13 protein-coding genes, 1 tRNA gene and 1 other RNA gene are annotated in these 22,790 nt (G+C 71.5%); 10 read left to right on the forward strand and 5 right to left on the reverse strand.

Translation table 11 applies throughout. The features are described 5' to 3' along the window. Positions 1-205: 205 nt before the first annotated feature. Entirely contained in the window at positions 206-1,168 is a 963-nt protein-coding gene (locus AB0D34_RS04765) for a LysR family transcriptional regulator (RefSeq protein ID WP_362656412.1), read from the reverse strand. A gap of 96 nt (positions 1,169-1,264) precedes the next feature. Between AB0D34_RS04765 and AB0D34_RS04770 the strand changes: the two genes are divergently transcribed. Further along, the gene (locus AB0D34_RS04770; protein WP_362656414.1) at positions 1,265-4,606 is read left to right on the forward strand and encodes a S8 family serine peptidase; all 3,342 of its coding nucleotides are present in this window, start codon (positions 1,265-1,267) and stop codon (positions 4,604-4,606) included. A gap of 98 nt (positions 4,607-4,704) precedes the next feature. Here AB0D34_RS04770 and AB0D34_RS04775 read toward each other — a convergent pair whose 3' ends face one another. Further along, positions 4,705-6,975, reverse strand: a complete 2,271-nt coding sequence (locus AB0D34_RS04775; RefSeq protein ID WP_362656417.1) for a hypothetical protein — start codon at positions 6,973-6,975, stop codon at positions 4,705-4,707. Between the two features lie 751 nt (positions 6,976-7,726). Between AB0D34_RS04775 and AB0D34_RS04780 the strand changes: the two genes are divergently transcribed. Beyond that, a complete protein-coding gene (locus AB0D34_RS04780) occupies positions 7,727-7,933 on the forward strand; it encodes a hypothetical protein (protein ID WP_362656419.1) in 207 nt (68 codons plus the stop codon). Between the two features lie 389 nt (positions 7,934-8,322). Here AB0D34_RS04780 and AB0D34_RS04785 read toward each other — a convergent pair whose 3' ends face one another. Beyond that, the gene (locus AB0D34_RS04785; RefSeq protein WP_362656422.1) at positions 8,323-9,558 is read right to left on the reverse strand and encodes an SWIM zinc finger family protein; all 1,236 of its coding nucleotides are present in this window, start codon (positions 9,556-9,558) and stop codon (positions 8,323-8,325) included. After that, on the reverse strand, positions 9,555-12,362 hold the full coding sequence (locus AB0D34_RS04790; RefSeq protein WP_362656425.1) for a DEAD/DEAH box helicase: 2,808 nt from the start codon (positions 12,360-12,362) through the stop codon (positions 9,555-9,557). Before AB0D34_RS04790 ends, AB0D34_RS04785 begins: the two co-directional genes overlap by 4 nt. 266 nt (positions 12,363-12,628) lie before the next feature. Between AB0D34_RS04790 and AB0D34_RS04795 the strand changes: the two genes are divergently transcribed. From AB0D34_RS04795 to AB0D34_RS04805, 3 genes are all read left to right on the forward strand, one after another. Continuing rightward, complete coding sequence (locus tag AB0D34_RS04795; RefSeq protein WP_362656428.1) at positions 12,629-12,940, forward strand: hypothetical protein; 312 nt, start codon at positions 12,629-12,631, stop codon at positions 12,938-12,940. 128 nt (positions 12,941-13,068) lie between these two features. Next, a complete protein-coding gene (locus AB0D34_RS04800; RefSeq protein ID WP_058850160.1) occupies positions 13,069-13,317 on the forward strand; it encodes a hypothetical protein in 249 nt (82 codons plus the stop codon). After that, complete coding sequence (locus tag AB0D34_RS04805; protein ID WP_362656431.1) at positions 13,314-13,715, forward strand: PIN domain-containing protein; 402 nt, start codon at positions 13,314-13,316, stop codon at positions 13,713-13,715. The genes AB0D34_RS04800 and AB0D34_RS04805 overlap by 4 nt, the downstream gene beginning before the upstream one ends. A 438-nt stretch (positions 13,716-14,153) precedes the next feature. On the opposite strand, the gene AB0D34_RS04810 is transcribed toward AB0D34_RS04805, so the two are convergent. Further along, positions 14,154-14,238 (reverse strand) — tRNA-Ser (locus AB0D34_RS04810). 72 nt (positions 14,239-14,310) lie between these two features. On the opposite strand from AB0D34_RS04810, the gene ffs reads away from it, so the two are divergent. The 5 genes from ffs to AB0D34_RS04835 all read left to right on the forward strand — a co-directional run bounded on the left by ffs (position 14,311) and on the right by AB0D34_RS04835 (position 22,706). Further along, an RNA gene (ffs, locus tag AB0D34_RS04815) (signal recognition particle sRNA small type) lies at positions 14,311-14,409 on the forward strand. A gap of 71 nt (positions 14,410-14,480) precedes the next feature. Then, positions 14,481-16,901 carry a DNA polymerase III subunit gamma and tau gene (locus tag AB0D34_RS04820; RefSeq protein ID WP_362656434.1) on the forward strand — a complete coding sequence of 807 codons (2,421 nt, stop codon included), beginning with the start codon at positions 14,481-14,483 and terminating at the stop codon, positions 16,899-16,901. Between the two features lie 112 nt (positions 16,902-17,013). Beyond that, a complete protein-coding gene (purD, locus tag AB0D34_RS04825; protein WP_362656437.1) occupies positions 17,014-18,267 on the forward strand; it encodes a phosphoribosylamine--glycine ligase in 1,254 nt (417 codons plus the stop codon). 321 nt (positions 18,268-18,588) lie between these two features. Continuing rightward, positions 18,589-20,955, forward strand: a complete 2,367-nt coding sequence (locus AB0D34_RS04830) for a hypothetical protein (protein ID WP_362656440.1) — start codon at positions 18,589-18,591, stop codon at positions 20,953-20,955. A gap of 239 nt (positions 20,956-21,194) precedes the next feature. Beyond that, positions 21,195-22,706 carry a N,N-dimethylformamidase beta subunit family domain-containing protein gene (locus tag AB0D34_RS04835; protein ID WP_362656443.1) on the forward strand — a complete coding sequence of 504 codons (1,512 nt, stop codon included), beginning with the start codon at positions 21,195-21,197 and terminating at the stop codon, positions 22,704-22,706. The last annotated feature ends 84 nt before the right edge of the window (positions 22,707-22,790 follow it).

Consider the following 22,790-nt stretch of genomic DNA (forward strand, 5'->3'; position numbering starts at 1 on the left):
GGCCTCGTAGAGCACGGTCACGTCGGAATGGCCGGCGGTGAACGCGAAGGCGATGCCGCGGTCGAGGACCAGCAGGTTCTGCGATGGCGCGTTGCAGGTGCGCACATGGGCACCGGCGTCCGCGAGGCCGCTGAGGAGCTCGCGGGCCTGGGCGTGCGCGCACCGTGTGCGGGACACGGCACGCACCTCGACACCGTGCCGGAGGTCAGCGGGCCGGTGGCAGCAGACCCCTCCCGTCCAGCCACTCCCGGTAGACCCCCGCCCGCCGCACCTCCGCCCAGTACGCCTTCGTGAGCGCGTCGTGCAGCACCGGCGCGTGCTCGGCGAGGGGGCTGCCGGCCGCCCACACCAGCCGTTGCCGTACCCCCATCGGGTCCCCGGCCAGCGGCCGTGCGACGACACCCTCGCGCTCGGTCACCAGCGGGTGCGCGAGAGCGACCCCGTGCCCCTGCCCGACCAGCGGGAACACCACGCTCGCGCTCAGCCGCTGCACCCGGCGCGGGACGAACCCGGCGCGTCGGCAGGCGTCCCGGAACTGCGCCCGCATCCGTACGTCCTTGTGCTCGCCGACGAGCCAGGCCTCACCGGAGAGGGCCGAGAGAGGGATGTCGGTGCCGGCGGCGAGCGGGTGCCGTTCCGAGATCAGCACGAAGACGGGTTCCTCGGCGAGGAGGGCGTCGCTGAGCCCGGGGCGCAACGCCAGCTGGTACCCCGGGTAGTCCACGACCAGGCCGAAGTCGAGCCGCCCGGAGGCGAGCAGTTCGAGCTGCTCCTCCTCCGTGTCGCAGGTGTGCAGGGTGATCTCGGCCCGGGGGAGCAGGTGTTGCGCGGTGGTCACCAGGACGGCGGTGAGGGGGCCGGGGAGCGAGCCGAGCCGCAGGGCGGTCAGGTCGGAGTCCTCGGGGCCCCGCTGCCGTACGTCACGCATGAGGTCCTCGTGGGCCGTGAGGATGCCGTGCGCGTGCGCCAGCACCATCGCGCCGAACGCCGTGGGCCGGGAGCCGCCGCCGTTCCGTACGAACAGCGGACCGCCCAACATGCGCTCGATGCGCTGGAGTTGAGCGGTCAGGGCGGGCTGGGTGAAGCCGAGCGCCGCTGCGGCACGCGTGATGGAGCCGGTGTCGGCGATCGCGTTCAGGACGCGTAAGTGGCGGACCTCCAGATCCATAGCGCGATGTTATGAGCCGTTGGGAGTATCCGGAAGATCGCCTCCGAGGGGACAGTCGACCGCAACCGGAGTCACCACCGGCACAGGGGAGGTCGTATGTCCCGCATGTCTCGAAAACTGGTCGGCACACTGATAACCGCCTTACTGGTCCAGGGAGTTGCGGCGACCACGCCGGCCTCCGCCGCACCGGAAACCGTCCCCGCCTGGACCCGCGGAACCGGACCGCAGGATGCCACCACTGCCACCACCCATCGCGTCACCCTCGTCACCGGCGACCGCGTGGACCTGTCGGGTGCCGGGGTGGCCATCGAGCCCGGACCGGGCCGCGAGGCGACGGGCTTCCAGCAGTTCGAGCGTGACGGCCACCAGTACGTCGTACCGAACGACGCACTGCGCCTGGTGGCCGACGGTCAGGTGGACGAGCGGCTGTTCGACGTGACGGGACTGGTCGCGGCCGGGTACGACGACGCCAGTACGGCCGAACTGCCCGTGATCGTGACGTACACCGACCCGACGCTCGGCAACCGCAGCCTGCGCGCCGCGGACGGAGCCCGGGTGACCCGTGCCCTGCCCGCGGTCGACGGCGCCGCGGTGGCCGTCGGCAAGGAGACGGCGGGCGCCTTCTGGGAAGGAGTGACCGTGGGCAGCCGTACGACCGGACTGCGCGCCGCGAGCGGTGTCGCGAAGCTCTGGCTGGACGGGAAACGGCAGGTCACCCTGGACAAGAGTGTGCCCCAGATCGGCGCACCGACGGCCTGGCAGGCGGGATACGACGGGCACGGCGTGACCGTCGCGGTCCTCGACACCGGGATCGACGCGACGCACCCCGACCTGGCCGCACAGGTCACGGAGGCCGTGAACTTCACCGACGCGCCCGACGCCGACGACAACGTCGGCCACGGCACGCACGTGGCGTCGACCGTTGCGGGCGTCGGTGCGAAGTACAAGGGGGTCGCGCCCGGGGCCGAGCTGATCGTCGGGAAGGTGTGCAGCGACCGCGACTGCGCCGAGTCGTCGATCCTGGCCGGAATGGAGTGGGCCGCCCCTCGCGCCAGAGTGATCAACATGAGCCTCGCCGGTGACGACACCCCGGGCGTGGACGTGCTGGAGGAGGCCGTGAACACGCTGACGGCGAAGACCGGCGCCCTCTTCGTGGTGGCCGCGGGCAACGACGGCGGCGCGGACGGCTCCGTCGACTCCCCGTCCACGGCGGACGCCGCGCTCTCCGTGGGCGCCGTCGACAAGCGGGACGTCATGGCGTCCTTCTCCAGCCGTGGCCCGCGCGAGGACGGCGCGATCAAGCCGGAGATCACCGCACCCGGCGTGGACATCGTCGCCGCCCGTGCAGTGCACGCGGGCAGCGAGTACATCGAGGTCGAGCCCGGCTACACCACCGTCGACGGCACCTCCATGGCCACCCCGCACGTCGCCGGAGCGGCGGCACTGCTCGCCGGACAGCACCCGGACTGGCGGGCGGCCGAGCTGAAGGCGGCCCTGATGGCATCGGCGACGGCGACCGGCGGCGCGAACGTCAACGCGCAGGGCGCGGGCCGGGTGGATGTGGCCAGAGCCGTCCACCAGTCGGTCCTCGCCACGCCGACGGCCCTTTCCCTGGGCACACAGGCCGCCCCGGCGGACGACGACATACCGGTCGTCAGGACGGTGACGTACCGCAACGACGGCACGGAGCCGGTGAACCTGGACCTGGCGGCGCGGGTGAACGGACCGGACAACTCGCCCGCCCCGGCGGGCATGTTCGCGGTCAGCCCGGAGCGGGCGACCGTCCCCGCGGGCGGATCGGTCGAGGTGACGGTGACGGCCGACACGCGCGTACAGAGCGGTACGGGAGTGTTCGGGGGCGCGCTGGTGGGCACGGACACGACCACCGGAACCTCGGTCCGCGTACCCCTGACCATCACCAAGGCCACGCCCACCCACAACCTGAAGGTCAAGGTCATCGACCGCGCGGGCAACCCGGCCACGGACTTCTGGACCGACATCACGAGCCTGGACGGCTCGGTCCACCGCTTCGTGTACCCCTCGGGCCCGGGCACGGTGGCCCTCCCGGCAGGCCGCTACACGGTGAACGCGTCGGTCGTCACCCCGTCGGACGGCAGTACGACCCTGCTGGTCCGCCCCACCCTCACGGTGACCGGCGACGGCGAGATCGTCCTCGACGCACGTAAGGGCACACCGGTCTCGGCGACCCTCCCGCGCAAGGACGCGAGCCTGCGCCTGGCGGCGGTCGGCTTCCGCCGCGAACTCACCAACGGGCTGGGCTTCGGCATGCGGGCCATCGCGGACTCCTACGACAAGTTGTTCACGGTCGCGCTGGGGGACGACGTGGGCCCGGGCGAGGGCACGCTGGTGGCGGACGTACGCGGCTTCTGGGCCAAGAAGAACGCGGAGGGCACGTACGACGACTCGCCGTACGAGTACGTGCTGGTGTGGTTCGAGCGGGGTCACCTGCCGACGAACTTCAGCCGGGTGGTGCGGCAGAGCGAACTGGCGACGGTGAAGCAGCAGTACTACTCGGTGACCTCGCAAGGGTCGAGGGCGTTCACGCACACCTTCGGCTTTCCCCCGGAGGGCGGCAGCGCGCTGGCCGCGGGTGCCATCTGGTTCGACAATCCCGGCCGCCCCCGGACCGTCTACTACAAGGCCGCCGACACGATGTGGGAGACGCGCTACAACCAGTACGCGGCCGACGGCACCTTCCAGACACAGTTCCTGACGAACTACGAGACCTACAAGCCCGGCAAGCGCTACACCACGGAGTGGCAGAAGGCGGTACCCGGCCCGCGCTTCGGTCGCACGACGACCGTCGCCCGGGACGGCAACACCCTGTCCTTCAACGTCCCGATGGCAGCCGACCAGGCCGGCCACACCGGCTACTCGGCGTACGACACGAGCAGGGTCGCCTTCTACCACGGCGACCAGAAACTCGTGGAGCTGGACTACCCGTGGACGGACGCCGCGGGCACGGTCCCGGCGGCCGAGGCGACCTACCGCCTGGAGTACTCCGCCGAACGCAGCGCGACAGGCGGGGGCTTCGAACTCGGTACGAGCATCAGCGGCTCCTGGACCTTCCGCTCGGGCGAGGTGAGCGGGCATACGCCGCTGGGCCTGTCAGCGTTCGACTTCGCGCCGGTCGTCGACCAGAACAACACGGGCCGACTGCCGGTCGTCCCGATGCGGCTGGTCCGGCAGCCGGGGGCGGCTGCTTCGGCGGTGCGGTCGGTGTCGGTGGAGGTGTCGTACGACGACGGGGACAGCTGGCGGAAGGCGCGCTCGGTGAAGACCGGGCGCGACGCGTGGGCGGTGCCCCTGCCCGGACGGCCCGTGTCCGGCGGGTATGTGTCGCTGCGGGCGAAGGCCGGGTTCGCGGACGGGGGAGCCGTGGAGTACCGGGTGATCCGGGGGTACCGGCTGGGGTGAGGGGCCGACGCAACGAGGTCTGAGGACAACGTCGAAGGGCCCCACCTTGCGGTGGGGCCCTTCGACACCGTGCCCGGCTTCGAGGTCGAGCGGGTCTTCTAGGAACCGCTCAGCGGGACTCCGGCGGTCAGTGTCCGCAGGACCTCCCGGGCCTCGGCGCGGAAGCGTTCGTCGTCGAGGATGATCCGGTCCTGGAGGCCGGCGCCCACGATGCGCCGGTCGCCGTCCGCAAGGTCGCGGATCAGGTCGAGCTGTGCGGCGGTGAAGGCTTTCGGGCCGAGCGCGACGAAGGCTTCCAGCAGGGCCGAGGCGGAGGGCGCGTACAAGCCCGGTCGGGCCGCTGCCAGGACACTGTCGGCCAGGGCGGTCCGGGCGAGCCCGCCGAGGATGTCGGCCTCGGGACAAACGCTGGTCAGGGCGAGCACGAGGGCGGGGGAGAGTTCCGGATCGTCCAGCAGCGTCAGGAGGTCGGGGACGAGCGGCTCGGCTGCGGGACCGAGTAGGCCGGCGACTTCGGCGGCGCGCTTCACCGTCGCCTGGCCCCATCCTTGGGAGGCCCAGGCGAGGCCCTCCTGGATCACCGGGAGCACCGCCTGCTCATCCCCGGTCATCTCCCAGACCAGCGCTGCGGCCCCAAGCGCCGCCCTGATCGCCGGCACGGTCTCGCGCGACTGCGCCGGTTCCGCCAACAGTGCGTGCAGTAGCGGCAGCAAGGGACGAGCGACCTCCCCGAGCGCGGCGGCCGCGGTGACGGCGTGGTCCAAGCTGTTGCCTCGCTTGGCCAGCAGCTCGGAGAGTACCGATATCAGGGCGTCGGCGTCGCCGGTCAGGGAGTGGAGTGCGCTCGCTGCTGCCTGACGCGTTGCCAACAGTCCCTGTCCGGCCTGGGCTCGCAGCGCCTCGATCACGTGGACGTCGGTCTGGGGATCGGCCACGGCGGCCAGGACACGGCTGACCGGGAGCGGATGACGTGGCAGCGCGGCGAGCAGCTCCGGCAAGGCGGCCCTGGCCGGCCCACCCCAGGCGGCCAGCAGCCCGCTCAGGTAAACCGGTTCGTTGGTCGCGGCCAGTCCGCCGTCGAAGACTGATCTGCGCCCGGGGGATGGTTCGGCGGCAAGCCGGACGCGTATCGCGTCAAGCAGTTCGGGATCGTAGGGCAGCGGCGTCCGGTCCTCGCCGGGCGTGTGGGTATGACTCGGCGTCCGGATCTCACCGGTTGTGAGGCGGTACGCGGCCCCCAGCGCCCGGGGCCGCTCGGGCAGGTGGCGGGCGAGCAGCCCGGACGCCTCTGGGGCTCCCAGGCACACCAGCGCGGCGAGGGCCTCGTCGGCCAACTCACCGTTGTCCTGCGTGATGGCAAGCAGCGCCGGTACCGCCTCTGGGGCCGGCTGACACCAGGTTCGCAGCAGCGGGATCACGTCGGCAGCGGTGGTCGGATTGTCGAGCAGTGGGAGCAGTTCGGGGAGCAGCCGCGCCGGGGCGGTCCGTGAGCGGAGGGCGAGGGACTGGGCGGCCCACCGCGCCTCGGTGATGGCGGCCTGCGCATGCTCGCTCCCCTGAAGCCGCAGCGCCGTGGCCCGCCCAAGCGCGGAGCCGACCACGTCGATGGCGTTGTCGACCTCGCCGCGCGCGTGCAGAGCTCTGGTGAGCGCCTGCAGCGGCTCCCGCTCCCACAGGGCACCGAATCCGTGCCGCTCCAACGGCACCAATGCGGTGACGCGAGCGGTCGCGTCCGTGTTCCACGGCAGACCGCAGTCGACGGTGGCCGACAGAGCCGCAACCTGAACCGGCGCAGGCTCGTTTCCGGCGAGCACCGCTGAGCAGAGTTCCTCGGCCGCATCGGGATTCAGGAGCACACAGGCCGTCAGCACGTCCGCGCGCACCGTCGGATCGCTCTCCGCCGCCCAGCGGGCCCGCAGCGCCGCACGCGCATCGAGGCCGGCCGCCGACCGGCACTGGGCCACCGTCCACGCCGTGGTCCGTCGCACCTCGGGATCGTCGTCCGCGAGCAGCGGCAGGAGCAGCCCCAGCTGTGCTGCGACGGCGTCGCGGGCCGCGCCGGGCACCGGCAGATCATGCTCGTCGACGCTCCCGGCGATCACGCCGAGCATGCCCACCAGGGCGCTCCGGCGCACGCCCTCGGTGACGAGCCGCACCAGGAACGGCACCGCGGGCGCTGTCGCCGTATAGACCGTGCCCTGGTGCACGATGCTGTCCCACAACTCCTGCTCCGCCTCCGCAGCAGTCTCCTCCACCGGGGACGCGAGGTCCCGAAGCAGCGCGGGGAGGGCCTCTGCGGAGCCGTAGGCATGGCGAAGTCTTGACCAGTCCACATGGTCGAGACCGGCGAACACGGGGAGGAGATCCATGCCGCGGATCATGCCACCTGGAACCGACAACGATCGGCTGTGCTTACTGCGGCAGCACGACCAAGGCCCGGCTCTGAGGCAGACGCGACACGCCGCGCGCAGCGGGACGGTCAGCTGATCGTGTGGGTCCTGGCCGTCGGCAACGCCGCGACGTCTGCCGCTGTTGCGGCCCGGCTCTTCGTCTCGCCTGTAAATGTTCGTCTGGAGGTTCGGGGCGGGACGGGGGCGTTCTGACCTGGGGTGGAGCAGGCCATCGGACGGATGGTGGACGGCGCAGGACAGCAACGAATGAGAGGCTCTGCGTCGATGTCGCAGAGGTGAGGTCAGCCATGCTCGTCGGGTCGTTGTACGGGCCGGCGCCGGCCGTTGAAGCCGACGAGGTCCGTGATGAGGTCATCCGGGCTGCCAATGCCGCCGGCTGGGCGGTGGAGCGATCTGATCCGGCCGAGCGCACGACGGATCCGCGCAGTCTTGTCGACCGCGCAAGCCTCCTTGACGACGACTACTCGCCGACGACGACTACTCGCCCATCCGCAAGGAGTCGGACATCCAGGCCGTCGGTGAGGTGGACTCTTTGCTGGGGGAGCACATCAGCGGCGAACGCCTGGGCGCTACCTTGCACCGCCTCGGGTTCGGGGCAGGTGCCCGGGGGCGAGTCCGACGAACTCGACGGATTGCAGAAGGAAGCCGAGTGAACCCGAGCGCAAGGCGACTGTCGCAGTGGCTGGGCGAGCCAATGCCCCTCCGCAAGGTGGCAGATCTCCTCGGGGTCGACGCCGCGAAGGCGTGCGGACTGGTGAGGGCGGGCCGCTTCCCCTGCCGTGTCACGAAGGAGAAGGGGAAGGGGAAGTACGTAGTCCTTCCCGCCGATGTGTTGGTGGCCATGGGGCTCGATGACCCGATCGTGCGGATCGCCGACCTGCAGGCCGGAGCCGAGTTCGCGAGGAGATGGGACTGAGGACTGGCCGTCGCCGGGCCGAGTGCGACATCGGAGAGCGGGCCGCGCGCATCCGCTGTGGATAAAAACCAGGACAACGAGGTCCGAAGACAACGTCGAAGGGCCCCACCTCACGGTGGGGCCCTTCGACATCGTGCCCGGTGAGGCACTGGCGGAGGATACGAGATTCGAACTCGTGAGGGGTTGCCCCCAACACGCTTTCCAAATGTTCGTCCGGGGGTTCTGGGGCGTACGGCAACGTCCTGACCTGCGGTGCAGCTGGTCCGGTCGGGGGTTCTGAACGGTGCTGTACGCCGGTGAATGCAACCAGAACTGCAACCACGGATGTGGAGCAGCGTGAGAGTGTCCAGCTGCTGCTCGTGGTTCTTGGTCAGCGGGGAATCGCCTCCTTACTCCCCGTTCTGCGACCAGGCCGCGGTGAGCGCGGTGACCGGGTCACTGTCGGCTGGTGCGACGGGCCACCATTCGCCGTCGTCGTCCTGGAGGTAGGGGTACCAGCGGGCGTCGGGGCCCAGACGCAACTGGATGCCGTGGTGGATGAGGGTGAGGCGGTTGCGCCAGGTTCTGAGGTGTGTGGGGGAGTCGGTCATCTCGGCGAGGGCCGCGTCCAGGGCGGTGCGGGCGGCCTTCATCACCGTCGGGTCGGGGGCGTAGGGCTGTTCGGCGACGGTGATGCCCGTGGGGCCGCCGTGGCGCCAGGCGCGGGTGAGGCGTGCGAAGACAGTGGGGTTGGTGCCGGTGTTCTGGATCAGGTGGTGGAACCACTCGGGTCCGGGGTTGCTTGCGGCGATGCGGACGGCGTCCTGGTGCTGGGTCAGGTGCAGGTCGGCGGTGTCGCCCTCGAGGAGCCGGGCGGCGCGCGCGGTGGCGTCGGCCATGAGGCGTTCCAGGTCCGCGGCGGCCAGGCCGGTGCCGGGTGGCGGGGCGACGGGCAGTGCTGTGGTGTGGGCAGCGGGTTCCGGGAGTTCGGGCAGTTCGGGCGGCTCTTCGGCCCAGTGGGCGTACGCGGCGGCGGCCGGGATCCCCGCCGGTGCCGGCGGGGCGGTGGTCTCCTGGGCTGCCGTACGGCGAGCACGCAGCTGGGCGAAGACCTCCTCGCGACCACGGCCGCGCAGCGCGAAGAGCACGAACGGGTCGGCATCGATGGTGGCGGCGATGGCGTAGCAGAGTGCGGCGGCGTGCTTGCAGGGGTATCCCCAGTCGGGGCAGGAGCACTCCGGATCGAGCTCGGTGGGCAGGGGGAGCAGTGGGACGCCTGCGTGCCGGGCGTCGTCCACGAGTTCGGCGGGCATCTCGTCGTCGAGAAGTGCTGCGAGATGTCCGGCGCGGGCCGCGATCGTGTCGAGCAGGGTGTCCCACTGAGCGTCGGTGAGGACGGGCAGGTGGACCGAGGAGCGGTACGGGCGTGGACGGCTGCCCCGGACAGCGGCATTGACCTTTCCCGGAGCGACGGTGACCGGGCCGACCATGCCTTTGCGGGCGTAGGTGCGTCCGCGCGAGAGCCGTCCTGCGTCCAGGGTGGAGTCCTCCAGGGCGGCCACCCATGCCTGGCCCCACCAGGTCGCGGCGAAGGCTCGCTTGCCGCGGGCGGGCGCACGGCGCTGGCCGGGGACAACGGGGCTCATGACTGCCTTCCCAGGGCGACGAGTTCGGCGAGGTCGGCGTCGGACAGTTCGGTCAGGGCTGCCTCGCCGGAGCTGACCACGGCGTCGGCGAGGGCGCGCTTGGCTTCGAGCAGCTTCGCCACCTTGTCCTCCACGGTTCCCTCCGCGAGGAGCTTGTGTACCTGGACGGGTTTGTCCTGGCCGATGCGGTAGGCGCGGTCGGTGGCCTGGTCCTCGACGGCCGGGTTCCACCAGCGGTCGTAGTGCACGACGTGAGTGGCGCGGGTGAGGTTGAGTCCGGTGCCCGCCGCCTTCAACGACAGCAGGAACACCGGCACGTCACCGCGCTGGAAGCGGTCCACCATCTCCTCGCGCCGCGCGACGGGGGTGCCGCCGTGCAGGAAGAGAGCGGGGACGCCGCGCTCGGCCAGATGCTTCTGCAGCAGAGCCGCCATCTGTTTGTACTGCGTGAAGACCAGCACGGATTCGCCTTCGGCGGTGATGGTGTCGAGAAGTTCGTCGAGCAGGTCGAGCTTGCCCGAGCGGCCCCGCAGGGAAGTGGACTGGCGCAGGCTGTGCTCTCTCAAATACTGGGCGGGGTGGTTGCAGATCTGCTTCAGCGCGGTGAGCAGCTTGAGTACCAGACCGCGCCGGGCGATGCCCTCCGAATCCGCGATCTTCGCCATGGTCTCGCGGACCTGTGCCTCGTACAGGCTCGTCTGCTCGGCCGTCAACGGGACGACGTGGTCGGTCTCGGTCTTGGGCGGCAGTTCGGGCGCGATGCCGGGGTCGGACTTCTTGCGGCGCAACAGGAAGGGACGTACGAGACGGGACAGGCGCTCGGCTGCCTCGGGATCCTCGCCCGCCTCGATGGCGCGGGCATGCCGGTCACGGAAGGCGGTGAGTGTGCCGAGGAGCCCGGGGGTGGTCCAGTCGAGCAGTGCCCACAGCTCGGAGAGGTTGTTCTCCACGGGGGTGCCGGTGAGAGCGACGCGGGCGCGGGCGGGCAGGGCACGCAGTTCGCGGGCGGTGACGGCGTAGGGGTTCTTGACGTGCTGGGCCTCGTCGGCGGCCACCAGCGACCAGGCTGTCTCGGCAAGTACTTCGCGGTCGCGGCGCAGCACCCCGTAGGTGACCAGGACGATCTCGTCGCCGGCCAGGTCCCCCAGGTGGCGGTCACCGCCGTGGTAACGGCGTACGGGGGTGGACGGTGCGAACCTGGCGGCCTCGCGCTGCCAGTTGCCGAGCAGGGAGGCCGGGCAGACGACAAGGGTGGGGCCCGCGGTGGTGGGGTCGCTCTGGCGGTGCAGGTGCAGAGCGAGCAACGTGATGGTCTTGCCCAGGCCCATGTCGTCGGCGAGACAGCCGCCGAGGCCGAGTGCGCACATCTCGGCCAGCCAGGCCAGGCCCCGCTTCTGGTACTCGCGCAACGTGGCCTTGAGAGCGGCGGGCTGGGGCACGGGGGTGCGGGACTCAGGGTCGCGGATACGAGCGACCAAGTCGCCGAGCGCACCGACCGCCGCACAGGGGACCCGGTCACCGTCCCGCTCGGTCTCGCCGGTCAGCGCGGCGCTCAACGCCTCCATGGGGGTGAGTGGTTCCATCCGGCGGCGCCTGGCGCGGGCCACCAGCTTCGGGTCGGCGACCACCCACTGGTCGCGAAGCCGGACGAGGGGACGGCGTGACTCTGCGAGAGCATCCATCTCGGCCTCGGTGAGCGGCTCGCCGCCAAGGGAGACCTGCCAGCGGAAGTCGAGGAGCGCCTCGGTGTCCAGCAGTCCGCCTGCGGTGGAACCGGGGGCGGTGCGCTGCCCGATCTCCGCGGTCGCGGTGAGCGCCTTGACCAGTTCGCGCGGCCAGTGCACGTGGACACCGGCCGCGCGCAGCGCGTCCGTGGCGTCCCCAAGGAGATCGAAGGCTTCGTCGTCGGTCAACCGGAGCTGATCGGGAGCGGCATCGTTGAGCAGCCTCCGCAGCGGGGACCAGGCGCGGGCGCCTCGGCGCAGGGCGAGAAGGGTCTCGGTCTCGGCGCGTGGGCCGAGCAGCCGCTCCACTTCGGTCGGCTCGCTCCAGAGTCGTGCGGCCTCGATGACGAGCGCCGGGTCCGCCGCGGTGTGCAGTTGCAGGACGGCCCGGAACTGCCGTCGGCGTCCTTCGGGTACGTCGACGCGCAGGGAGACACTGACCTCGGCGGTGAGCGCCGCCTGGGTTTCCTCGGCCCATTCACGCAACGTCGGCACGGCGCGGGCCTCGCGCCAGGCGTACGGCAGCGCTCCCATGGCGAGCGGCGCGGCCGGCGTACGGACCAGATCATCGGCGACCGCGTCGCAGAACTGGCGTACCAGCGCAGCCGGTTCGGCGATCCGTACCGGAGCAGGGCCAGGCTCGGGCAGGCAGTGGGCGTGTGGCGGGAAGGCGGCGGCCAGGGCGTCCAGCGTCTGGCGCTGGGCGGCGGTAAAGGGACCCACCTGCCAGGTGTCGTAACCGGCGGGGCTGAGCGCCGGGTGGAGGCGGCCGTCGGCGAGCAGCCGCAGCGCGAAGCGAGTGGCGGCCTGCCAGGCGGCGCCGGAGGGATGCGTCGGCTCCGCATTGGCCAGGGCGGAGACAGCGACGGCGACAGGCAGCGCGTAACCCTCGACCTTGCGCCGCCTGACCGAGCGGCCGTGCGGCAGGACCAGCTCCACCACCTCGGTCTCAAGGCCGGTGGGCGCCATACTGTCTCCGGCTGCTGCCCCGGTCGGCTTCCACAGCAGCAGCCGCCCAAGGCGGGCGGGCTCACCGGGCAGGAACACCGCCGCCCAGCCCACGCCGAGCAGCTCCCTCACGAAGGCGGATGTTTCCTGCCGGGCCAGCGGCGGCGCGCCCCTCGCGCCCGTACTCGGCTCTCGTACGACGACTCGTGCCACTCTTTTCCGCCCTGTCGCTTGCCGGACCCTCCCCTGGGCCGCGCTCACTACCGAACCCCACCAGGCAACGTCACACGCTGGCAACCGCGGGCCTTGACTTGACTGCTGGCGATGGCGCCACGGCGGATATGCCGCTGCTGAACACACCGGTCCTCAACCGTACGGTGCGGCGCTACGGTGAGGCCATGAGCACCTGGGACCCAGTCGCGCTGGAGGCGTTGATCGAAGAGGCCACCGTCGGCGCCTACGGCCAGGATGAACAGCTCACCGCCTTCTTCACGATGATCGAGGAGAGTCTTGCCGTGCCGTTCAACACGACTGTTCTCGGCGTCGAGGTGAGCGTGGTCGGTGTCGATCTGGCAGAGGACGGACGCGTGGTCGCACGCTGCGCGCGGGGGTCGGTCCGACAGGACATCGGAATTCTGGACCTGCCGCTGCCGGAACCAGTCCCCGAGGGCTCGCAATGGATCGAGGCATACCGCTACTGGGCTCGCTGAACTGGCGCGTCGCACAACTGCCCGGCTGAGCTCCAGCTCGAACGGACAGTCGTCCCGACTGTCGCTGGCCGGACCGACTGCGGGGAACAGAGAGCACGCAGTGCGCATACCGCAGTATGCTTGCGGCCATGGCTGACACCACACGCATCACGGTGACACTCCCCACCGAGCAGGTGGCGGAGCTGAAGAAGATCACGGACAACATCTCCGGCTACGTGGCCGAAGCGGTCGCCAGGCAGATCCGGCACCAGCTCCTGGGGGCCGACCTGCGCAGCCACACAGACGAGCACGGGGCCTTCAGTGAGGAAGAGCTGGCCGAGGCGCGGGCGCGGATCTTCGGTACGACGTCGGCCGCCGGCGGCGCGAGCGCCGCGTGAGCGGGCACATTGAGACCGTCGTCCTGGACAGCGAGGGGCTGTCGGCCTGGGTGGCGCAGGACCGGAAGGTTCTGGCGATGTTCCAGGTGTTCCACGACATGGGAGCGGACCTTGTCGTCAGCGCCAACACCATCGTGGAGGTGAGCCACGCCAGGGTGAACCTGTCCCGACTGCAATGGGCGCTCTCCCGGGTCAAGGTGGAGCCGATCACGGAGGCAGCGGTCAAGGCGGCGGCCCAACTGCTCAAGGGCGTCGGTCTGCACGGACACAAGTACGCGATCGACGCCACCGTCGCAGAAGCGGCCTTGCGTCAGCCTGGCCCGGTCGCCATCCTCACGTCGGATGTCGATGACATGACCCGGCTGTGCGGCAGCAAGGTCCGGATGATCGGGCTATGACCGCGACATCGTCCCGGGACCATGGACAGATCCGCGTGGATCCGCCGAGACCAGAGTCGCCGCAGGCCAACCCGTGATGGGTGAATCAGGCATCGACGGATGCTGGGGCATGACTGCGGTCGATGCCGAAGCTCCTCAGGGCGCAACACCTGCTCGCGGCGCAGGGCGGCGAATGCCTCTTTGTCTACGCCGTAGAGGACGGCCAACTCATCGTGTGGGTCCTGGCGGCCGGTAACCGTCGTGACGTATCCCGTCGGATGGTGTGGCTCCCCGCGGTCTGCGCCGGTCGCCCCCTAGGACGTGAGCGTGCGCCTTTCCCGCTTGAGACAATGTCCTAAATGTCGCCTATAAATGCAACCGGAACTGCAACCAAGGCATGCCGAAGAGCCGGACCGTAATGAACGGTCCAGCTCTTCGTTTCGCCTGGTCAGGCGGCTGCGGAGGATACGAGATTCGAACTCGTGAGGGGTTGCCCCCAACACGCTTTCCAAGCGTGCGCCCTAGGCCTCTAGGCGAATCCTCCGCCGCAAACAATACAAGACGTTGAGGAGTGCTCGCGAACTCGTTCCCACCCCTCGCCATCGGGTACTGTTTGGGCAGCCCCTCACGCGGCGCTATCTGACTGAACTCCCCCAGGGCCGGAAGGCAGCAAGGGTAGGTTGGCTCTGGCGGGTGCGTGGGGGGCGTTCGCGTTCCCGGACGGAGTGCCTTGGCGGAGCGCATGCGCGGGCCGCGTTGTCAGTGGGCGCCTATAACCTCGTATGCGTGTCGTCTCTCGCGCTGTACCGCCGCTATCGCCCGGAGTCGTTCGCCGAGGTCATCGGGCAGGAGCATGTCACCGACCCGCTGCAGCAGGCGCTGCGGAACAACCGGGTCAATCACGCGTACCTGTTCAGCGGTCCGCGCGGGTGTGGCAAGACGACCAGCGCGCGCATCCTCGCCCGGTGTCTGAACTGCGCGCAGGGGCCCACACCGACCCCCTGCGGCGAGTGCCAGTCCTGCCAGGACCTCGCCCGCAACGGGCCGGGTTCCATCGACGTCATCGAGATCGACGCCGCCTCCCACGGTGGTGTGGACGACGCCCGTGACCTGCGCGAGAAGGCCTTCTTCGGGCCCGCCGGCAGCCGCTACAAGATCTACATCATCGACGAGGCCCACATGGTCACGTCGGCCGGTTTCAACGCGCTGCTGAAAGTCGTCGAGGAGCCCCCGGAGCACCTCAAGTTCATCTTCGCCACCACCGAGCCCGAGAAGGTCATCGGGACGATCCGGTCGCGGACCCATCACTATCCGTTCCGGCTGGTGCCGCCGGGCACGCTGCGGGAGTACCTCGGCGAGGTGTGCGGCAAGGAGAACATCCCCGTCGAGGACGGGGTGCTTCCGCTCGTCGTGCGGGCCGGTCAGGGGTCGGTCCGTGACTCCATGTCCGTCATGGACCAGCTGCTCGCCGGAGCGCGCGAGGAGGGAGTGACGTATGCCATGGCCACCTCCCTCCTCGGGTACACCGACGGCTCCCTCCTCGACTCCGTCGTCGAGGCCTTCGCGACGGGTGACGGGGCTGCCGCCTTCGAGGTCGTCGACCGGATCATCGAGGGCGGCAACGACCCGCGGCGGTTCGTCGCCGACCTGCTGGAGCGGCTGCGGGACCTGGTCATCCTCGCCGCCGTTCCCGACGCCGCCGAGAAGGGGCTCATCGACGCCCCCGCCGACGTCATCGAGCGTATGCAGGCCCAGGCCGGCACCTTCGGCGCCGCCGAGCTCAGCCGCGCCGCCGACCTCGTCAACGAGGGCCTGACCGAGATGCGCGGCGCCACCTCGCCCCGCCTCCAGCTGGAACTCATCTGCGCGCGCGTGCTGCTTCCCGCGGCCTACGGGGACGAACGCTCGGTGATGGCCCGCCTCGACCGCATCGAGCGTGGCGTCAACTTCTCGGCCGGCGGCGGCGCCCCCGCGATGGGGTACGTCCCCGGTCCGGAGGCCCACGGGGGTGCGGCCCCGGGTGCCCCGCTGGGCTCCGTCCCACCACCGGCCCCCGTCGCTCCGGTCCCGCCCGGCGGCGGTCCGGCCGCTGCCCGGGCGGCGGTCCGGGCAGCGGGCACGGGCACGCCCAGTGGAGGAGGGCACGGCGGCGGTATTCCGGGTGGTTCTCCCGGCGGCGCAGGTGCCCCGGGCGGATACCCCGGTGCTACGGCCGACTCGGCGCCGCCCGCCGGTCCGGCCACGCCCGTCGACCCGAACCTGGCCCCCACCCCACCCCAGGGCCCGGCACCTGCCGGTCCTGCGCGCGGTGCCTCTGAAAGCCCGCCCGCTGCTTCTCCGGCCACCCCCTCCGACCAGCCCCCTCAACCGTCGTCCGGCCAGGCCCCCGGTGGCTGGCCCACCGCCGCTCCCGTCGGCGGCGGCCGACGCCCCGGCGGCTGGCCCACCGCGGCGCCCGCAGGCGGCGGTCAGCCCCAGGCGCCCGCGGCCCACCGACCTCCGGCCACCTCGGCCCCGGCCCAGCCCACCTCCCCGGCCTCCGCACCCGGCCAGGCCGCCTACGCTCCCCCGGTCGGCGGCCTCGACCCGCGCCAGCTCTGGCCGAACATCCTGGAAGCGGTCAAGAACCGTCGCCGCTTCACCTGGATCCTGCTCAGCCAGAACGCCCACGTGGCCGGCTTCGACGGCACCACGCTCCAGCTCGGCTTCGTCAACGCCGGTGCCCGTGACAACTTCGCGAGCAGCGGCAGCGAGGAGGTACTGCGGCAGGCGCTCACCGAGCAGTTCAACGTCCAGTGGAAGTTCGAGGCGGTAGTCGACCCGTCGGGCGGCGGCGGAGCGCCCCCGGCTCCCGGCGGCTTCAACAACGGCGGCTACGGCGGAGGCGGCACCCCCGGCACCCCCACCCCGGGCGGCTACGGCACCCCCGCCCCCGGCACCCCCGGCGGCTACGGCACCCCCGCCCCCCAGCCCCCGCAGCCGACACCCACCCCAACCCGCTCAACACCCACGCCCACACAGACCGCCCCGGCCCCCACACCGCCCCCCGCCCCCCAGCCCTCCGCACCCGAGCCCCCGCCGGTCTCCATCGAGGACGACATCCCCGAGGACGACGACCCCGACCTCAACGAGTCGGCCCTCTCGGGCTACGAACTGATCGTGAAAGAGCTCGGGGCGACGGTGGTCGAGGAGTTCACGAACGAATAGGGGAAACGAACAGGGAAAGGGAGCGCAGGAGCCCTCACCTTGGAGGAAGCTACGACGCGGCTCCGCCCACCCCTTAGGAACCCCCCACAAAAACCCCGTTAGGCTGACCCCCGTGAAGGTCCTCGTCATCGGTAACGGCGCCCGCGAACACGCCCTGTGCCGCTCCCTGTCCCTCGACCCCGACGTGAGCGCATTGCACTGCGCTCCCGGCAACGCCGGCATCGCCGAGGTCGCCGAGCTGCACCCGGTCGACGCCCTCGACGGCGACGCGGTGACCGCGCTCGCGCAGCGACTCGGCGCCGACCTGGTCGTCGTAGGCCCGGAGGCCCCGCTCGTCGCGGGCGTCGCCGACGCCGTGCGCGAGGCGGGCATCCCGGTCTTCGGCCCGTCCGGGGAGGCCGCGCAGCTCGAGGGCTCGAAGGCCTTCGCCAAGGACGTCATGGCCGCGGCCGGGGTCCCGACCGCCCGCTCGTACGTCTGTACGACTCCCGAGGAGGTCGCCGAGGCCCTCGACGCCTTCGGCGCCCCGTACGTCGTCAAGGACGACGGGCTCGCCGCGGGCAAGGGTGTGGTCGTCACCAGCGACATCGAGGCGGCGGCGGCGCACGCGAACGCCTGCGACCGGGTCGTCATCGAGGAGTTCCTCGACGGCCCCGAGGTCTCCCTCTTCGCCATCACCGACGGCGACACGGTCCTGCCCCTGCAGCCCGCCCAGGACTTCAAGCGCGCGCTCGACGGCGACGAGGGCCCGAACACCGGCGGCATGGGCGCGTACTCCCCGCTGCCCTGGGCCGACCCGAAGCTGGTCGACGAGGTCCTCCAGACGGTCCTGCAGCCGACCGTCGACGAGATGCGCCGCCGCGGCACCCCGTTCTCCGGTCTGTTGTACGCCGGTCTCGCGATCACCAGCAGGGGCGTACGGGTGATCGAGTTCAACGCCCGCTTCGGCGACCCGGAGACCCAGGTCGTCCTGGCCCGCCTCAAGACCCCGCTGGCCGGCATCCTGCTCGCGGCCGCCACCAGCAACCTCGGCGATCTGGCCCCCCTGCGCTGGAGTGAGGACGCCGCCGTCACCGTGGTCGTCGCCTCGCACAACTACCCCGGCGCCCCGCGTACCGGCGACCCGATCACCGGCCTCGACGAGGTGGCCGCCGAGGACGCCCCGCACGCGTACGTCCTGCACGCCGGTACCAAGCGGGACGGCGACGCGGTCGTCAGCGCCGGCGGCCGGGTCCTGTCGGTCACCGCGTCCGGCAAGGACCTCACCGAAGCCCGCGAGCGCGCGTACCGGGCGGTGGGCCGTATCCGCCTCGAAGGTTCCCAGCACCGGTCGGACATCGCGGCCAAGGCGGCGGCCGAATCCTGAGGAGCACGGCCTGAGCGTCGAGCATGAGGAGCCAGGCGAAAACCGCAGGACCGTATGAACCCTGCAGGCCCCGGATCCGTCTAAGGATTCGGGGCCTGATCCTTGCTGTCCGTCATCCACCTTTCCCCAAAGCCATTCCATCGAGTGACCGGGACCCCGTACGGCTGACGGGGGCCCAGGGCCCAACTAGGGTGCGGCGCAAGCGGTCCGGCACTTGGCCCACCGGCATTGCGATGTCAGTGGCGGATGCCACAGTGGGGGAGTGAGCAACACCAGGAGAGCTGGGCGTTCCGGACGGCAGGGAGGGGGTGAGGTCCGATCGTGACCGGTATGGGTGTGGAGGCAGGCGCGCAGGCAGCGCGTTCCCGGGCCCTCGCCGTGCTGCGCATCCGCAGCCGCGCGCTGGCCGTGGCGCTGCTGCCCGCGGCCGTCGCCGTGGTGCTGCTCGCCGGGGATTCCACCGGCCATCTCGTGGGCGGGTTCTGGGACACCGCCCGCCTGGTCATGACCGTGCTCGGCGCGCTCGTGCTGCTCGCCGCCGGGGTCGTCGCCCTGGTCGTCGCCCGAGCCCGTCCGGCCGTCAGCCCGACGGTCGCGATCGCCGAGGAGTCCGCGCCCGACCTGTACCGCATGGTGCGCGACCTCGCCGACCGCCTGGACGTCCCGGCCCCCTCCGCGATAGCGCTCACCCCGGACTGCGACAGCTGGCTGGAGGACCGCACCCACCCCGCTCACGGACCGCCCCCGCAGGAGGGCCGGGAGGACGAGATCGCGGGCGTCCGCGGTTCCCACCGCCGGGTCCCCGCAGCACCGGTGCTGGTCATCGGCTCACCGTTCCTGTGGTGGATGCGCGTCGGCGAACTGCGCGCGGTCCTCGCCCCGGTCGTCGCCGGTACGGGACCGTCGGCACACCCCGACATAGCGGCGGCCCGCCGTTTCGTGCGGGGACTGGACGCGGCGGTGGCCGTCGGCTCCACTGCCCGCCGCTGTCCGCTCACCCGCCCGCTCTGCACCGGTGTCGCCTGGGTGGCCCGTCTCCTCCTGCGCAGCTGCCGGGAGCACGCGGCCCAGATGGAGCGTGGGGTCGCCGCCGCGGCCGCCGAGCGTGCACAGGCTGTGGACTACGGCCTCAGGATCGTCGCCCAGGAACAGGTGGGACTGGCGTACGCGGGCTGGGACCGCCTGCTGACCCGGGTCGCGCTGCCCGCCTGGCGGATGGGCCGCTGGCCGTCCCGGCTGGACGCGGGTGTGGTGGCCGCCCTCACCGAGCTGTCCCGCCGCGACCGGCTGGCCGAGGGTTTCGCCTCCCGTCTGGGAGAGCGCCCCGCCTGTGACCTGCTCGAAGAGCCGGGCGCGATGGACGAGGCCGCCTCGCTGCTTGCCGCCCGCCTCTTCCACGGCGGCCCCGCGGAGACCGGTCCCGACTGGGCCCCCGTGGACTGGCAGGAGTACCCGGAGGAGGTCGTGGACCGTAAGTGGCGCCTGGACGCGGCCCGCCTGCACCGAGTCCTCGACGCCCAGGGCGTGAGCCGCACCCCGGGCTCCACACCCCCGGAATCCCACGGCCCCACCCTCTCCCGAGTCCTGGCCCACCTCTCGACCCCCCAGCCCACGCCCCCGACACCCACGCACTCCCACGCCACCGCACCGGCTTCACCGCACGAGGGGCTGCCTACTGAGCACGAACTGGCCCCGCCGCACGAGGGGCTGCCTACTGAGGACGAACTGGCCCAGCCGCACGAGGTGCTGCCTACCGATCACGAGCCGACCCCACCCCACGACGGGCTGCTTACCGAGCACAAGCCGACCCCACCGCACGAGCCCACGGCCGACGACGTCGTATCTCCTCCCCCCAGTCCCACTCCCGCGAAGCCCACCCCGGCCGCGGCGGACAGCCGAGAGACAAGGCACTCCGAACGGGCCTCGGTGGACGGCCGGGAGACCGTGAAGCCCGAACGGGCCTCGGTGGACGGCCGGGAGACCGTGAAGCCCGAACGGGCCTCGGTGGACGGCCCGGAGACCGCGCAGCCCGAACGGGCCTCGGTGGACGGCCGGGAGACCGTGAAGCCCGAACGGGCCTCGGTGGACGGCCGGGAGACCGCGCAGCCCGAACGGGCCTCGGTGGACGGCCCGGAGACCGCGCAGCCCGAACCGGTCTCGCCAGACGGCCGAGACACCACGCAGCACGAACCGCCCCCGTCGAACGAACCCGCGGCCGCCCATGGCGAGACCGGCCCACAGGGGGCCCCCGCTCCCGACGACGAAAGTGGCATGGCTGGTGCGGGTGGGACCGCAAAGGCCGAAGGCGAAGCCGAGACCCTCGCCGCAGCCCTCACCGCCGAGCTCGCCCGTGAGGAAGCCGCCGCCCCCCAGTCCCGCACCACCCCGGACACCACCCTCTGGGACGACACCGCGCTCCCCCTCTTCCCGCTCCAGCCACCCCGCAGCGCCCGCGAGCTCCTCACCGACCACGTCACCGCGATGGTCTGCTGCGCCGCGATCGACACCGCCGGCGCCGCCCCGGGTCTGGACTGGCTCGACGGCCCCTCCCTGCTCGTCAATGGTGAACGCGCCGCGGACCTCGCTCCCCGTGTCCTCGCCCTCGTCGAGGACGGCGACCCGGCCCCCCTGCGCGCCTGGCTGGTCAAGTCGGGGATACGTCCAGAGAAGCCGGTCCGACTCGTCTGACCGAGCCGGAGCACCTCATTCCACTTTCGGTCAATTCGCAACGAACAGTGACAGCATGAGTGCGTAATGTGATGTGCTGGGACCGATCGCGCACATGGCAAGGTCGCGCGCCATAGGACACGCGCACGACAGCGCACCACCTGCACAGAAGGCACCTGCACACAGGCACCTGCACACAGGCACCTGCACAAAGCACCGCGCAGGACGGACGACGGGGGCACGAGGGAGGGGAGCGACCCATGGCACCAGGACCGGAGCACATCCGCCGCTGGGAGTCGGGAGCACTCGCGCACGCCGTGACGGACCCCTTCGGCCAGGGCCCCGTCCCCTGGCTGCGCGGCAGTGAGACGTACTTCGACGACACCGGCCAGGTGGTCCCCTGGTACGTCGAGACGGACCCGGCGCACACCCCGAACACGAACACGCCCCGCGTCCCGGCCCCCCGCACCGCCCCCACAGGCGGCGGCCCCCGTTCCGCCGACGACGTGCGCCGCCAGATCAAGGGCTTCACCTCGACCGGCGCGGTCGCCCCCGGCGAGGCCGTCGACTTCCACATCACCGTCGACCCGCCGCAGGAGTTCGCCGTCGACATCTACCGCATCGGCCACTACGGCGGCGACGGCGCAGCGAAGATCACCACCAGCCCCCGCCTCTCCGGCATCGTCCAGCCCCCGCCGCTGACCGCGGACCGCACGGTCTCCTGTCACCACTGGTGGCTGTCCTGGCGGTTGCAGATCCCGTCGTACTGGAGCATCGGGGCATACGTCGCCGTCCTCACCACCGCCGACGGCTACCGCTCCCACATCCCCTTCACGGTCCGGGACAACCACCCCGCGGACTTACTGCTCCTGCTGCCCGACGTGACCTGGCAGGCGTACAACCTCTACCCGGAGGACGGCCGCACCGGCGCCAGCCTCTACCACGCCTGGGACGAGAGCGGACGGCTTCTCGGCGAGGCCGACGCCGCGACCACGGTCTCCTTCGACCGGCCGTACGCGGGCGCGGGCCTGCCCATGCACGTGGGCCACGCCTACGACTTCATCCGCTTCGCCGAGCGCTACGGCTACGACCTCGCCTACGCCGACGCCCGCGACCTGCACGCCGGCCACCTCGACCCCGCCCGCTACCGCGGCCTGGTCTTCCCCGGCCACGACGAGTACTGGTCGACGGCCATGCGCCGCACGGTCGAGCGGGCCAGGGACAGCGGCACCTCGCTGGTCTTCCTGTCCGCCAACACCATGTACTGGCAGGTCGAGTTGGGCCCCTCGCCCTCCGGCGTCCCCGACCGCCTGCTGACCTGCCGTAAACGCCGGGGCCCGGGCAGGCCGGTGCTCTGGCGCGAAGTCGACCGCCCCGAGCAGCAGTTGGTCGGCATCCAGTACGCGGGACGGGTCCCCGAGCCGCACCCCCTGATCGTCCGCAACGCCGAGCACTGGCTGTGGGACGCGACCGGGGCGCACGAGGGCGACGAGATCGCCGGCCTGGTCGCGGGCGAGGCCGACCGTTACTTCCCCCGCACCCCGCTCCCCGAGCACGACGACCGCATCCTGCTCGCCCACTCGCCGTACGCCGACAGCGAGGGCACCCTCCGCCACCAGGAGACGTCCCTCTACCGCGCCCCCTCCGGCGCCCTGGTCTTCGCTTCCGGCACCTTCGCCTGGTCCCCGGCGCTGGACCGCCCGGGCCATGTCGACCCCCGCGTCCAGCGCGCCACCGCCAACCTCCTGGACCGCATCTGCAAGCGTGACTGAGCTCACGCACCACACCCGCACCACACCCGCAGCACACCCCAAGTCCAAGGTCAGCCCCCCATACGGGACAATCGACCCGTTGGA

The organism is Streptomyces sp. NPDC048420, assembly GCF_040651535.1.
Taxonomy (GTDB): domain Bacteria; phylum Actinomycetota; class Actinomycetes; order Streptomycetales; family Streptomycetaceae; genus Streptomyces.